This is a genomic window from Desulfosporosinus shakirovi, assembly GCF_020595055.1.
Taxonomy (GTDB): Bacteria; Bacillota; Desulfitobacteriia; order Desulfitobacteriales; family Desulfitobacteriaceae; genus Desulfosporosinus; species Desulfosporosinus shakirovi.
In genome coordinates this window covers 1-13,541 of sequence record NZ_JAJDOO010000037.1, presented here as the reverse complement: position 1 = coordinate 13,541, position 13,541 = coordinate 1, and the positions used below count along the sequence as shown (strand labels likewise).

Genomic DNA, 13,541 nt, shown 5'->3' with positions numbered 1-13,541 from the left:
TCCAACGCTTCCTGTGGCTCCCGTCGACCCTGTCCCTCCAACGCTTCCTGTGGCTCCCGTCGACCCTGTCCCTCCAACGCTTCCTGTGGCTCCGTCAGGACCCATTGGATCGAGTTCTGCAGGTAACACGCGATGGGCAGCCGTCAGATTTCCTTCGCTATCTTTTCCCCATGCTGAGATTTCTGTCGCATCAGAATCAACTATAAATTGAAATTCAAAAGCATCAAACTGGGCATAATAATTTCTTGTCGCCACTTCTCCATCTGCCAAGGTAGCAAACTCTAATACATATTGTGTTTTTTCAATCCCAGTTACAAAGAACCCCCGGATTTCAACAGAAGACTCAAGATTGCCATTATTAACGATCCTTACTGCAAGGTTCGTACTTGGTCTTATGCCTAAAACAGGTGTATTTTCGATAAACCCAGTAGTTAAAGGGATCATTATCCTATCTCCTTACTTTATAATTATAATTGAATTAAACTATAAAACCTTTAAAGAAATATCCAAATTATTCCTTCCGTAATATAATATTTACCTGTCCACTTTTTGTTCCAAATCTCATCATTACTTCTGTGAATCTATGGATTATAGTAAATGATGGGAAGCGAATCATATCGCTCCCCATCATTTTCTCTGCCTAACTGGTATTAAGTTAACCACTCCGGGAATAACCTTTTCGCTCTCTCTTGAACAATTACAGAGCAAGCTTCATTAGGATGTAGACTCATATTTTCACCGTGCCAGCGGTAAGCCAAAAGATGTTCCGCCAGAAACCCGCAAGCATAATGACGAAGGAATCGATACCACAAATCATAATCATGGGCTTGGGGCAATCCTTCGTCAAAATTCCCTACTATTTTTAAAGCAGAACTGCTCATCATTACGGATGATCCGTTAATAAAGCAGCCCTCCATAAGTTTCGTCACCATTTCCTGCTTGTTAGAGTAAAAGGCTGAATTCACATCGTATTGTTTTATACCATTAGCATTAATAACTATAAAGCTCGTGTAGCTAAAACCCATGCCTGGATCACTTTCCATCAGTCCAACTTGTTTAGCAATTTTGTTCCCTATTAAGCCGTCGTCGGCACTTAACCAGCAAATATACTTCCCAGTCGCCACCGATAAACCGTAATTTAAAGCGTTGGGTGTTCCTCCATTTGCCTTATAAATGTAGTTAATTTTCGAGAGATATGGCTTCACAACCTCGGATGTTCCATCTGTGGACCCATCATCTATTACTATGACTTCAAGATTTGCGTAACTCTGATTAATGACGCTCTCTAGAGCATAGGGCAGGTATCGGGCGTGATTGTATGTGGGGATGATGATACTAACTTTAGGTGTTTGCGTTAGCATTAGCGTTTTCACTCCTTATTAAAAAGCTTACTTCAGATGAAGTTTAATACTCCATCTGAAGTATAGTTAAACATATTTAGGGGCTTAAGCGATATTCGATTGCGAACAGCTCTACCTAGTGGCAGTTGGGATATATCTTTTTCATCCACTCTACAGTTTTTGGCAATCCTTCTTCTAGCAGCACTTTAGGTCCATGTGCCAAATCCTCTTTCGCTTTGCTGATATCTGGCCGTTTGCTGACCGTATTGTGCTTATCTTCAGGGAGATATTTAACCAATTTTGGATCACCCTCCGTATATTTGAGCACTAAATCACTTAAATCTCTTACACCGCGGTATTCCGTTCCTCCAATGTTATAAACCTCACCAGGTCTAAAGTTATGAGCTGCGTTAGCTATAGTCGGAATTAGATCATCTACATACATAAAGACACGGTAGTACCCTTCATAGACTTCGTATGGGATTGCCTGTAATGCACGATAAATAAAGAGGCAAACAACGCTACGGTAGGAATGATAATATTCCCCAGGACCATAGGCATTAAATAACCGCAGTCTAACAATAGGAGATCCATATTTCTTTTCAAAATTGATCACTTGCACTTCGTTTGCCCACTTAGTTAAAGCATAATCATTATGCTGAATGATTGTCTTTTTAAGGGGCAAATCTTCTGTCAATAAGGGCTCCGTTGCTTCTCCGTAGATTTCAGAGGAACTTGTGAAGATTAATTTGAAGCCCTTCTTTAATTGCCATTCCAAGATGTTGCGTGTTCCAATCACATTTGTTTTCCACAAAGTGTCATAATAATGCTCTCCATTAATACGACCAAATTCAGCAGCCAAATGGAAAACGTAATCATAGTCTTGCTCAAATACCCGTTCTAATTGGCGATACTCGGAGATGTCTGCCCTAATATATTTTTCCCCAAGATGATGTTGTAAATCAACTTCCCAAACATCGTGTCCCCGATATTGAAGTACCTCTACCAATCTTGAACCTAACGTTCCCTTACTACCTGTCACTAAAATTTTAGCCATCTTATTGCTCCTTTTTCCACTATTTTATAGCCACAAAATTCTTAAAGTCATACGGGTCTTCTTGAATGTTGTGACAACTATTATTTAATCTCTAAGGCTTTTAGCCGATCTAATATTACTCTAGCCGCTAAGTGCTCCTCTTTCTTGTTTTCATAATTGCCCTCTAACTCATTAATGGGTTTAAAGCCAGCTTCTATTAGCTCCTCCGACGAAAATAAGGGATCCTCCACCCTCACAGTATTACCGGACGCTTCTAAAGCTCTGACCAGATCCACCCCTCTACTATGGGCAAGATCCTTAACTCCTGTTTTATAGCTCAAACCTCTGACCCAAACTTCTTTGCCAGTACCCACCTGTTTAACGATCCGCTCCCGATAGTCATGATCTGCCTGTTCAGCCCCTTCTAACAATGCAGAAGGACAAACCGTTCTTAAGAAACTCATGTCCTTAGGGAGACACTCGCCTCCAATTCCCCAGTCAGTAGCTAAAAGTTCGACGTTGCTTTTACTATTGACAGCTATTTTCAGTTCGTCAAAACTCATTCCATTCGTAACGCAATATCCATATATTTCCTGAGCAAAAGCTACATCAACATACCGTTTTACATTCTCTACCACCTTAGATAATTCAGCCACTCTAACATCCGAAACTTCAACTAAAAGAGGGACTAATGGGTTATAAAACTCACGCCCCTTTTCAAGACAGGCTTTTGTAAAGGCCCCCATAACTCTTGGGGTATCACAGACAGTTTTGTCTACTCCAAACATTACCCTGTGAGGAACATGAATCAAGAAAAGATCTGTTCCTAATTTAAATCCTCTTTTCTCTAGGAATTCTCTAATACGCATCATGGTACCTAGTGGTAAAGTCGATTCAATGGAGATCAAAGCACCTGGACAGATGATCATATGCTCTAAAGCTGAAAATAAATTTTGACCTTGATTACCTGTGGAAGGAGCCATTAACCAAACATCAATCCCAGTTAAAGCCCTATAATCAGTGGTCACCCTATGACCCTGGCGTCTTAATTCGTTAACCCTACTCTCATTCACATCCACCCCGATGACTTCTCCTGAGAATTTTCGGTCTAGATAAGTGAACAGATTAAACCCGATATTACCTAACCCCACGACACAAATTTTCATTATTGGATCCATCCTCCCCCAATATCATCACTATAAGTTATGGCAGTCCACTCCTTGTTGACACAACAGAGGTGCGTATCCTAAGAAATAATCTCTGTAATATTCGATTTAGCTGTCAGATTTTGCAACCTTGGTACGGGATGTAACATACACTGAAAAGACAATAACTTTATGGAGGACAAATTATGAAGCTAGTTATTCCAGTCGTAAGTTTGGAAACCGGAGGGACACGCTTTATTTATCAGTTGGCTAATGAGATGGTGGATAAAGGACACAATATAGAAATCGTACTTCCTGAAAATGCTGCTGTGTCTTGGCCAGTACGAGCACAGGTTACCCGCGTCAAAGAACTCACTTTTGACAGAATACCACCTGCGGATTTCATACTTCCCAATTTTTATCCCACTGTTTTCCCTGCCTGGGAATCAAAAAAAGGCCAAGTCGTACGACTGAGCCTTGGATATGAGCCTTTATGGGTGCCAGAGAAAGAAAAAGCCTTAGCTTCTTACCATATTGATGCTCCAATCATTTCAATCTCCGAATGGCATCGACAACTAATTTTACAAGAAACCGGAAAAAACAGCACTATTATTCCTGGAGGAGTTGACAACTCTGTTTTTTGTCCTAGTCCCAAAAAATCTCTTTCTACTGGGCGTTTATCAATTGCTTATATCCTTCGTTCCAGGGAACATGGCTATACTTGGAAAGGTACTGAAGATTTTTGGGAAGCTTGCCAGCGCCTAACTCAGTTGGTTCCGGCCTTTGACGTTCAGGTTGTAGCTCCAGAAGGGGCAAATTACCCAGCTCCCCTGCCCTATGAGATAGTAAATGCCCATTCTGACAGCGAAATGGCCCGCTTCTACGCTCAGGCAGATATTTTTGTTTCAACCTCCTACTTTGAAGCCTTTTCTATGCCCCCTTTAGAAGCAATGGCCTGTGGGACTACGGTCGTAACTACTGATAATGGAGGTAACCGTGATTATGCAAGAAATGGAGAGAACTGTTTACTTGTTCCCCCTAGCGATACTCAACAATTAACCCTTATCCTAGCACATTTATTAAATCAGGAAACAATACGGAATCAACTTGCCCTTAACGGATTAAAGTACGCTCAGTCTTGGACCTGGCGGCAGGCAGCTGATAAATTAGAAGCATTTCTTTTTCAGCTAGCGGGCACTTAGAGTATATTTAAGAACCAGAGGCCGATGGATACTTGTCCTTTTCTCCAACCTCTGGTCTTTGATCCTGACTTCTATATTAACAATCTTTCCAAGCCAAGAGGGCATCGACAGGCTCAGCGTTTTTTCCGTATACCTCTAAAAATGCTTTGTTACTCTGATCGTGGAACTTACTAAAGATTATAATGTTATAGCCATGCTTTTTAAAATCCTCAACCTCCCATCCGGATCGATGCCGCTGGTAGCTTTCTCCCCCTAAACCATAATGGTCAACGTCAAGCTGTTTGAAAAAACCCCTCGGAGTAAAGATAATAACCCTTTTAATAGCAATCGCTTCAACTTGTCCCAAGACATCCCATGCAATGTCTTTCTCAAAATGCTCAATGACATCAATTAACGTAACACTATCTACTGACTTAGGCAGAAATAGTTCGCTAATACGCTCTGCCGTAAAATTTATTTTCAAATACTGTTCAGCAGACTTTGGGTTCTCCAAGTAGGGTCGATGAGCATCCACCCCGATTTTTATAGGGCAACAAAAATTCTCTAGTGTCTCCCCTATTCCGCAACCAACATCTAGGACCGTACGAGAATCCGACAGAAGTTCATTAATCGTAGCGAGGAGATCCTTATGATTTACGACATTGACTGTCACAGGCCGAACATCCTTCCTCTTAATTTTCTTTTCTTTATTATGGTATTCAAAATTTTTCTTAAAGTACCATCTGACACACAAATCCCCTACTCGAACGCATAATATATAGTACCGTAAAACAAAGGGAGGACAAACTATGAAAATCGTGTTTCCTGTTCTTAGTTTAGAAATGGGCGGGGGAGCCCGCTTTATTTATCACCTAGCCAATGCCCTCGCTGATAAAGGACATGATATTGAAGTCGTTATGCCTGAAAATGGACTCCAAGTCTGGCCATTGCGTGCCAAACTCAGACGAGTAAAAGAACTAACCTCTGCCTTCATCCCTTCTGCCGATTTCATACTCCCTAATTTCTATTTGACAGTTAAGCCAGCATTAGAGTCCCAAAAAGGCCGGGTAGTACGTTTAAGTCTAGGATATGAACCGCTTTGGGTTCCCGAATCAGAAATAGCAAAACAGACTTATTTAATTGGTGCTCCAATTATGTCCATATCGGAGTGGCACCGCCAGCTCATACTCCAGGAAACTGGTTTACAAAGCACGGTTATTTCTGGTGGAGTAGATACTTCGACGTTTCATCCGTATCCAAAACCTTCTGCGCAAACAGGCTGCAAGAACATTTTTTACATCATGCGCGACCCTACTTCAGGTTATACCTGGAAAGGCGGCTCAGACTTTTTAAAAGCTGTCACTCGTTTAAAGGAACAGATTAATTTTGATTTAACCGTATCTATTCCAGAAAGTGCCCTATTTTCGAGCCCTGTGCCTTGTCGGGTTAAAACCTCGACGACAGACCAAGAGCTTGCCCAACTTTATGGAGAGGCAGATCTCTTTGTTTACACCTCTTACTTTGAGGCATTTGGCTTACCCCCCCTTGAAGCAATGGCTTGCGGCACAGCTGTCGTGACCACTGACTGTGGTGGAAATCGTGATTACGTTAACAACGGTGAAAACTGTCTGTTAGTTCCCCCAAGTGACATTGTTCAGCTAACTACTGCAATCTATCACCTATTGACACAGGATACTGAACGTCAACGTCTAGCCACTTCAGGGCATCTTTTCGCCCAAGCATGGTCTTGGCAACGTACTGCCGACCAAGTGGAAGCTTTCTTGCTTAGCTTATAGTAATCTCTAAAGTAGTAAGGACTTTCTTTTGTAGTAAGTCCTTACTGCTTAAAAAGTTAGTAAAAAACTCCTCAATTACCAACTTAACCTTATGCAAACGAGAAATAGGGAAGCACATACAAAAAGTATCTAAGAATCAAAGCAATGGTTGGATTTCGTAATCGCTGTCCAGGCATTTAGCTTAGGAATATTACAGGGGATTATAGTGAAAAAACGGATTTTCTAAAATTTGGATATACCGATACTTTCTTTCAAGTAAGCGCAACAGCACTTGTAAGGTTTGTACCCGTAATCGGTTGCTCCTGTTTACCCAACTTCGCCTGTCGCCCCAGTTATTCCTTGAGTACCCAATCAGATCGAGTTCTGTCGGTAGAACTCGATGGGCAGCTACCAAATTCCATTGGAATCTTTTCCCCAAGCTGAGACCTTCACATCATCAGTACTGACTGATAAACTGGAACTCAAAAGCATTCAATCCAGCATTAATAATTTCGAGTTGCAACTTTTTCCTCTGCCAAGACAAACGCCCCTTAAACATACATAGTCTTTATAGTCCCGGTCACGTAAAATCAAAAAATCTCAATATTGGCTGCAATTGTAGCTTCATTATGTGATTCTTACTTAAACATTAACGTTGATCTTACGCCAGAGACCGGAGTATTTTCGATTAATAGTTAATTCAGGTATTATCTCTTCTCCTTATAATCATTAGATTGTCATTGTCAAGAGGATAAATGGATTAATTTTACCAAGCAACTATAATCCTTATTTGGTACATACATTCAATTGCCATTTCTCGCACAGTGGAAGTCGACCACGATTCGCTGTCGGTTGCCCCACCTGCCTCGATAAAGGCATTGAGACATTGCGCGGGGCGGACATCATCCGTTGGTTGAGCGCTCGTAGACAGCTTGGTATTTTTTCACAGTGTACTATTGATAAAAATCCATCTCACCTACGCACGTTTATGGCCTATGCCGTCGATCGTGGCTGGAGGATGGATAATCCGATGGAGGCGCTGAAAATGAGATACACCAGCAACCCAAAGAACAAGCGTATTTAACGGAAGATGAGATGCTACGTTTACTCTCTTCCCCAGACCGCACGACGTCGGAAGGCTTTGCCGATTACATCGCCCTTTTAGTTCTGTACGCTACAGGTCTTCATGTCAGCAAGTTAAGTGCCCTGAATATCGAGGATGTCGACTTGAAAGAGAGCTGGGTTCATGTCCAGAAAGGTAAGGGCCGAGATCGGCAAGTTGCGTTGCTCTTCCCAAGGCTACTTTGGACGATTTACGGTAGTATGTCCGTCTATACCGCAAGACAACCATGGGCCCTTTTCTGTTAAACCTTCAAGGCTCCCGGTTGAAGCCTTGGACTGTGAGCAGACGGATACGGCATTATGCCGAGATCGCTCGTATCCAGAAACCCGTTAGCCCTCATACCATTCGTCATACCTTCACAACCCATCTGTCCAACGGGGCGGGCAGATTGAGATTATCGCTAAAACGCTGGGGCATAAGTCTCTGGCCGAAACAACCCCTATGCCCATGCCGATTTTGAGGACCTTCGCAAAGCAGTGAGCCTACTTCACAAAAATATGCCGCCTCTGTCAGGAGTGAAAAAGATTGAACCGTGAAACGATCATTCAGGAATTTCTCAACTATGCACAGATGGTGAGAGGATGCCGGCTTAAAACCGCTGAAGCCTACGCCATCGATATGAACGTGTGGAAAACATTCTGCTCTAGTCATTATCCACAGGTGGATAACCCCTCCAAAGCGAAGATAGTTTTGGATTACATACGTAATCTTCGTGTGAATCGCGAGAACGCTTCAGTGACGGTGGGTCGTAAACTAGCGACGTTATCCTCATATATTGACTTCCTTATTCTTATGGAGCTTTTTGACTCCAAACAAGACGAACGCCAGAAATGGCCCAAGCTGCTTGATACGCCCAAACGACTTCCCATCGTCCTTGACAACCAGGAAATGCAGAATATCCTTATCCAGCCGGATACGTCAACGATCCTTAGCCGCCGTGACCGTACCATCTTGATGCTGATTTATTCGGTGGGTCTGCGCGTGGGCAAGGTCCGCTCGCTGCAATTGAAAGACATTAATCGAAGTGACGGGCGCATCCTTATCTCAGGCATGGGTGGCCGCGAGCGTTATGTACCCTCGATCCCATCGTAGGCGAAGCCATCCAAGATTATTTGTTGTCCAGAACCAGTGAAATCCCCGAACTCTTTGTGAGCATGAAAGGCAGGGCATTGACGCCTCGATCCATTCAATTCTTAGAAAAAAAAGTATGCTCAAAAAGCCCAGATCGACAAGGTGGTTACACCACATAAGCTGCGGCATACTTGCGCTACTCATCTCCTTCAAGAGGGGGCTCATTTGGTATCTATCCAGAAATTACTGAGTCATAAAAGTTTGCCAACCTCTCAGGAGGAAAGGCGGTTACATATTATCGCTCTTGGTAAGGAAACATTTACTACACACAGGAGTAGATTACAAATGGAAACAAAATTAGCAAGAATAGCAGCAATTGCAAAGCAAAAGCCAAAGGAACGGTTCACATCCTTGTATCACCTTCTTCCACCAACATTACTCGGTTTCATTGGTAATATGCAGTTATTCGACTCCCTACCCCTAATTTGACATCCTCCTTTTTGATCAGTTTTTTGCCATACTCTCATGAAAGAAGGAGCAGGGTCTCCCAAGTTGCTGTGTAATCATTGTATGGCATGCCAGGCTCTTCGACCCCGGGGAACTACTACTTAACTCACAAATACGTTAAGTAAGATGTTGTCTTCCAGACTTTCGAAACTGTCAACCATCCCGGTTTACTCATTTCGAGGCTCAATCACTTTCAGGTCTACTATCTGACTGTCTACGCTTACAGCTAGAATTACTCCTAGCCACCCAAGACTCGCTATTGGCGACGTGGCTTGCGTCTTACCAAGTGGGATTTCCACCCACTAAATTACACAACCTAGGCTCGGTCGCGACCGAAAGTTGAGTTAAAAATTTTGGGCTGTTACCACTTAGAAGGAGACCAGTTTAGTGCTCGTAACTATGAGCATAAACTGGTCTCTTATTTTTGGGGCAAAAAACAAATCAGAATGCACGCAAAATAACTTTAGGAACACGCTTTTGGTCATTCCCTATTTTCACTAGCCCCATCATTAAACCAACAAACGTTCCGTTCGAAATCTGCAAGATTAATGATAGGAAAAACGGAACCACACGTAATTGGCTTGAAGCAGACTTTTCTCAAAACTCCCAATTATTTTTAAAGCAGAACTCCTCATAATCACGGAAACCCGTTAGTAAAACATATGAGCTGCCTCACCTTTCAGGTAATCACTCCTAGGTAAATAGGATTATCAGCATACTATTCCCAACATACATCGGTAAACACAAATGGCCCGTCACTACAGTCTATGAGCACCTCTTCTTTATTAAAAAGTTTGCCATCGGAATCATATATAAACTTGTAAAAGTCCAAAGACTTCAAAACTCGGCGCGCTAATACTAAAGCCTGATCATCTAAAGAATTTTTACCCTCTGAATTATCGATGTTGATGTTTCTAAGTTTCATTTCTTCCCTTAACCGATAAATGTGAAAAGATACAAGTAGCGTAGGCCTAAAGGAGTATAAATAATCGTGCATTGATGGTATAAGAGAATATTCTCCACCTTCGATATCTATCTTAATGAAACCAATGTCCTTAACATCATATTCCGTTACAAAGTCACTTATCGCGATGCCCCTTACTTCAGTATAATTATCATATGAGAGCGTCGGGATAACACTAGATAATGAATCACCAGGTTCCGTTCTAGTATATAAACGGACAAGGCCAGAGTGATCTGTCAAAGCAGCATTGACACAAGTCACTTTTGATAACAGGGAGGAATTAAGTTCCAGATTCTTTACAAGTTCTTGGAATGCGACATTATCTGGTTCCACTGCATAAACATGCCCTGCCTTGCATGCACAATATAATGCTGTAGGTCCTATCCAAGCACCAATATCCAGATATGATTTATCAGGTTTTATGAAGTAATCAAAAACTTTAAAAGTACTTTCTTCCCAAAGATTATTGGCAATATGATTCCATATCCACCTCTGTCTTGTGTCAGAAATAACTTTAAAACAAGTTCCGTTTTTTAAAACGTTCATGGTATTTGAACTCATAGACCATAGCCCCTTTCAAAATCTCAATAATTATTATCTTTTTTAACCCTCAAGTTATGATATTAGTCATCCCTATGGTATTCAACATACTGAAAAGTGGACGCATAATCTACAACACTCAAAATGGCAAAGAAAAGCTCCTTTTAGATAAATCATGCCTTTTCCTGCCAAGCCAGTTGAACTTGACGCTTTCTGCAAATTGTTAAACCAGGTGATAGCGGGATCGTCATCAGCTCATATGATCCCGTTTCTCGCGATAACTCTTCTGCTGCTAGATAAGCAGTTCCGCACCATTCTGGTTGTATCATTTGCTCATTTCCAGGATGGGTATCATGCAACAAAATCAAACCATGTGGTGCTATAAATGGAAAGAAGTCTTTGAAGTCTTGTAATACTGCCTCTTTTGAATGATCCGCATCGATGAATAACATATCAATTTGTAAAGGGTTACTCTTCAATTCCTTAGCCAACTCTTGAGTTGTACCGTTAAAAAAACGAGTTTTCGAAGACTGTTGCATATATTTGTAAGCTTCTGTGCTAATATCCACCCCAATTAATTGTTCAGCGAAAGGGATTATTCGATTGAAAAGCGCACAATGATATAGTCCAAGTTCTACGTAAACCTTTGGCCTGACAAGACTGACCAAGTGAACGATGAAATCTTCATGCCAATTTAATAACGCCATATTACTCTACCTCTCCTCAATATTTTGGGCTAAATTATTATTTATTACTTTTTCATTTTTCAAAACACCTTCTAAATATTTCTTGTTATACAAAACCTGAGTATTTTCTGGACGATACTTTCTAGCAATCTCATTATGCTTATAGGCTAATTGATGTTCACCCAAGCGATCATAGCAAACACACAACTGTAAATGCGGTAGCCACGTCCAACAAGCTTCAATAATGGGTCCCCAGCTATCAATAGGTTTTTCTAATTGGGTAGCCAGTTTATACCAGAAAACACCCTTTTCATACTGCTGAACGCTCAAAAAATAAAAACCTAAGCGACAGCAGAACTCAGCCCTTGGGTTCGCATATTCAAATGATTTAAAGATATATTTAAGTTGTTTATCTGTATTATTCAGTTTTTGGTAACAATCCGCCAGTTTACCACAAGTAGAAATATTATCCTCGACCCATCCCTGTCCAGTCTTTAAAAATTTCTCATAGAATTCGATCGCCTGCTCATAGAGTTTGTGATCAAGAAGTTCATTAGCATAGTAATATAAATCACGAGGGGAAAACTGTTCTCCTTTTGCTTTACGCTTCTCGTATATCTTTAAGTTACGAGCTGAATCATTTCTGCCCATGTCCTTATGTGTCACACATATATCCGAGTTCAGTATAGATCCGTATACTTCCAGATACTCGTGTACTGCCCCAATCCAACGAAAGTTTTTACTCCTTTTTACCAAACGATTTCTTCTTAAACTGAAAGTGACTTCCCCAAATTGGTCAAATCCTAAAAGGTAAGGCATATTAACGGCGTCTACTAATGGATTTAAATCAATTTTGAGCTTAAGAAATTGCTCACGATCAGAATCAGAAAAAATATCGTCTGCATCTAGCCACAGGATATAATCCTTAGTAGCTTTGCTAAAAGCGAAATTTCTAGCAGTAGCAAAATCGTCAATCCAAATAAAATCAAAAATATTATGAGTAAATTCTTTGACAATCTCTTTTGTACGGTCGGTGGAACCTGTATCAACAATTATTATTTCATCAGGAATCCCTTTGATTGAGTCTAAACACCGAGCAATGGTATCTTCCTCATTGCGTACAATCATGCACAAACTGATAGTAATGGAATGATCCAACATCTTCACCACACCTCAAAGTAAGAATTTTAGTCATAATGTATGGTATTCAACATAATGAGAAGTGGAAGCTTGACCAACCATCATTTGATATTCCACCGACTAAATATAAGTCAAAATAAACGCGACCGTGCGGGCTCCGTTTAGATTAATACCATTTCCTGTAGCTGCAGAAGTAACCTCGGTAGCTGTTGTTACAACAACTCGAACACTATACGTTGAGCTAGCAGTAGTAGCTGGATCTACATACGTGCTTGCTATCGGGAATCTTTGATTCCCTAACAGTCTGAGCACTTCTATTTTGCGTCGTAGTATTGATTAACGTCGCGTCTCTATAGCATCTCTATATAATCTTGATTCATAGACAATCACTCAGTTCGACGTAGTTAGTAAATCTATAGCATACGCCTAAATCAACTTTGAGTTGTCGTTTATCTCAACACTTTGAGTGACACTCGAAACTGTATCCTCGGTGTTTAATGGCGGAAAGACACTGATTGGGCCAGTGACATTATTAGATACTAACGTTGGTCATCTGTAGCCCCAGTTGCACCCTGTTGAGCCTGCGTCTCCTGTATTAGAATAAATGGGTATGGAGCAAAACTAAAAGTCCCGATCCATACCCATAGAAAATAATCTAATTTAGCAATGTCCATTATGGCAATATTGGTTCAATTAGGCCCCCGTAGCCCCTGTTGCCCCTGTCGCTCCTACGTCTCCTGTAGCCCCGGTTACTCCTGTCGCTCCTACGTCTCCCGTAGCCCCGGTTGCTCCTGTCGCTCCTACGTCTCCTGTAGCCCCGGTTACTCCGGTCGTTCCTACGTCTCCTGTAGCCCCGGTTACTCCTGTCGCTCCTACGTCTCCTGTAGCCCCGGTTGCTCCTGTCGCTCCTACGTCTCCTGTAGCCCCGGTTACTCCTGTCGCTCCTACGTCTCCTGTAGCCCCGGTTGCTCCTGTCGCTCCTACGTCTCCTGTAGCCCCGGTTACTCCTGTCGCTCCTACGTCTCCCGTAGCC

At 41.7% G+C, this 13,541-nt stretch carries 12 protein-coding genes and 3 pseudogenes; 6 read left to right on the top strand and 9 right to left on the bottom strand.

Features of this window, described 5'->3' with window-relative positions; genetic code table 11:
• The 4 genes and pseudogenes from LJE72_RS21655 to LJE72_RS21640 all read right to left on the bottom strand — a co-directional run.
• A pseudogene (locus LJE72_RS21655) lies at positions 1 to 444 on the bottom strand (exosporium glycoprotein BclB-related protein); the annotation flags it as partial.
• Between the two features lie 206 nt (positions 445 to 650).
• On the bottom strand, positions 651 to 1,361 hold the full coding sequence (locus tag LJE72_RS21650; RefSeq protein ID WP_229250066.1) for a glycosyltransferase: 711 nt from the start codon (positions 1,359 to 1,361) through the stop codon (positions 651 to 653).
• 115 nt (positions 1,362 to 1,476) lie between these two features.
• A complete protein-coding gene (locus tag LJE72_RS21645; protein WP_229250065.1) occupies positions 1,477 to 2,397 on the bottom strand; it encodes an NAD-dependent epimerase/dehydratase family protein in 921 nt (306 codons plus the stop codon).
• Between the two features lie 80 nt (positions 2,398 to 2,477).
• Positions 2,478 to 3,542, bottom strand: coding sequence for an NAD-binding protein (locus tag LJE72_RS21640; RefSeq protein ID WP_229250064.1), 1,065 nt, complete (start codon positions 3,540 to 3,542; stop codon positions 2,478 to 2,480).
• Between the two features lie 185 nt (positions 3,543 to 3,727).
• On the opposite strand from LJE72_RS21640, the gene LJE72_RS21635 reads away from it, so the two are divergent.
• Positions 3,728 to 4,723 (top strand): glycosyltransferase family 4 protein, encoded by a 996-nt coding sequence (locus LJE72_RS21635; protein ID WP_229250063.1) that lies wholly within the window; start codon positions 3,728 to 3,730, stop codon positions 4,721 to 4,723.
• Positions 4,724 to 4,799: 76 nt separating this feature from the next.
• On the opposite strand, the gene LJE72_RS21630 is transcribed toward LJE72_RS21635, so the two are convergent.
• The gene (locus tag LJE72_RS21630; RefSeq protein ID WP_229250062.1) at positions 4,800 to 5,375 is read right to left on the bottom strand and encodes a class I SAM-dependent methyltransferase; all 576 of its coding nucleotides are present in this window, start codon (positions 5,373 to 5,375) and stop codon (positions 4,800 to 4,802) included.
• Between the two features lie 136 nt (positions 5,376 to 5,511).
• Between LJE72_RS21630 and LJE72_RS21625 the strand changes: the two genes are divergently transcribed.
• The 5 genes and pseudogenes from LJE72_RS21625 to LJE72_RS21615 all read left to right on the top strand — a co-directional run bounded on the left by LJE72_RS21625 (position 5,512) and on the right by LJE72_RS21615 (position 9,160).
• On the top strand, positions 5,512 to 6,498 hold the full coding sequence (locus LJE72_RS21625) for a glycosyltransferase family 4 protein (RefSeq protein WP_229250061.1): 987 nt from the start codon (positions 5,512 to 5,514) through the stop codon (positions 6,496 to 6,498).
• A gap of 1,074 nt (positions 6,499 to 7,572) precedes the next feature.
• Positions 7,573 to 7,704 (top strand): annotated as a pseudogene (locus LJE72_RS26865) (site-specific tyrosine recombinase XerD); the annotation flags it as partial.
• Positions 7,705 to 7,723: 19 nt separating this feature from the next.
• The gene (locus tag LJE72_RS21620) at positions 7,724 to 7,933 is read left to right on the top strand and encodes a hypothetical protein (protein WP_229250060.1); all 210 of its coding nucleotides are present in this window, start codon (positions 7,724 to 7,726) and stop codon (positions 7,931 to 7,933) included.
• Positions 7,878 to 8,060, top strand: coding sequence for a hypothetical protein (locus LJE72_RS26860; RefSeq protein WP_396391677.1), 183 nt, complete (start codon positions 7,878 to 7,880; stop codon positions 8,058 to 8,060). Before LJE72_RS21620 ends, LJE72_RS26860 begins: the two co-directional genes overlap by 56 nt.
• A gap of 65 nt (positions 8,061 to 8,125) precedes the next feature.
• A pseudogene (locus LJE72_RS21615) lies at positions 8,126 to 9,160 on the top strand (tyrosine-type recombinase/integrase).
• Between the two features lie 736 nt (positions 9,161 to 9,896).
• Here the strand turns inward: LJE72_RS21615 and LJE72_RS21610 are convergent.
• The 4 genes from LJE72_RS21610 to LJE72_RS21595 form a co-directional block, all read right to left on the bottom strand.
• A complete protein-coding gene (locus LJE72_RS21610; protein WP_229250059.1) occupies positions 9,897 to 10,703 on the bottom strand; it encodes an FkbM family methyltransferase in 807 nt (268 codons plus the stop codon).
• Between the two features lie 152 nt (positions 10,704 to 10,855).
• Complete coding sequence (locus LJE72_RS21605) at positions 10,856 to 11,389, bottom strand: class I SAM-dependent methyltransferase (protein WP_229250058.1); 534 nt, start codon at positions 11,387 to 11,389, stop codon at positions 10,856 to 10,858.
• Positions 11,390 to 11,395: 6 nt separating this feature from the next.
• Positions 11,396 to 12,529, bottom strand: coding sequence for a tetratricopeptide repeat-containing glycosyltransferase family 2 protein (locus tag LJE72_RS21600; protein WP_229250057.1), 1,134 nt, complete (start codon positions 12,527 to 12,529; stop codon positions 11,396 to 11,398).
• A 672-nt stretch (positions 12,530 to 13,201) separates the two neighbouring features.
• Positions 13,202 to 13,541: hypothetical protein (locus LJE72_RS21595; protein ID WP_229250056.1), on the bottom strand; the 340-nt coding region annotated here is incomplete at its 5' end.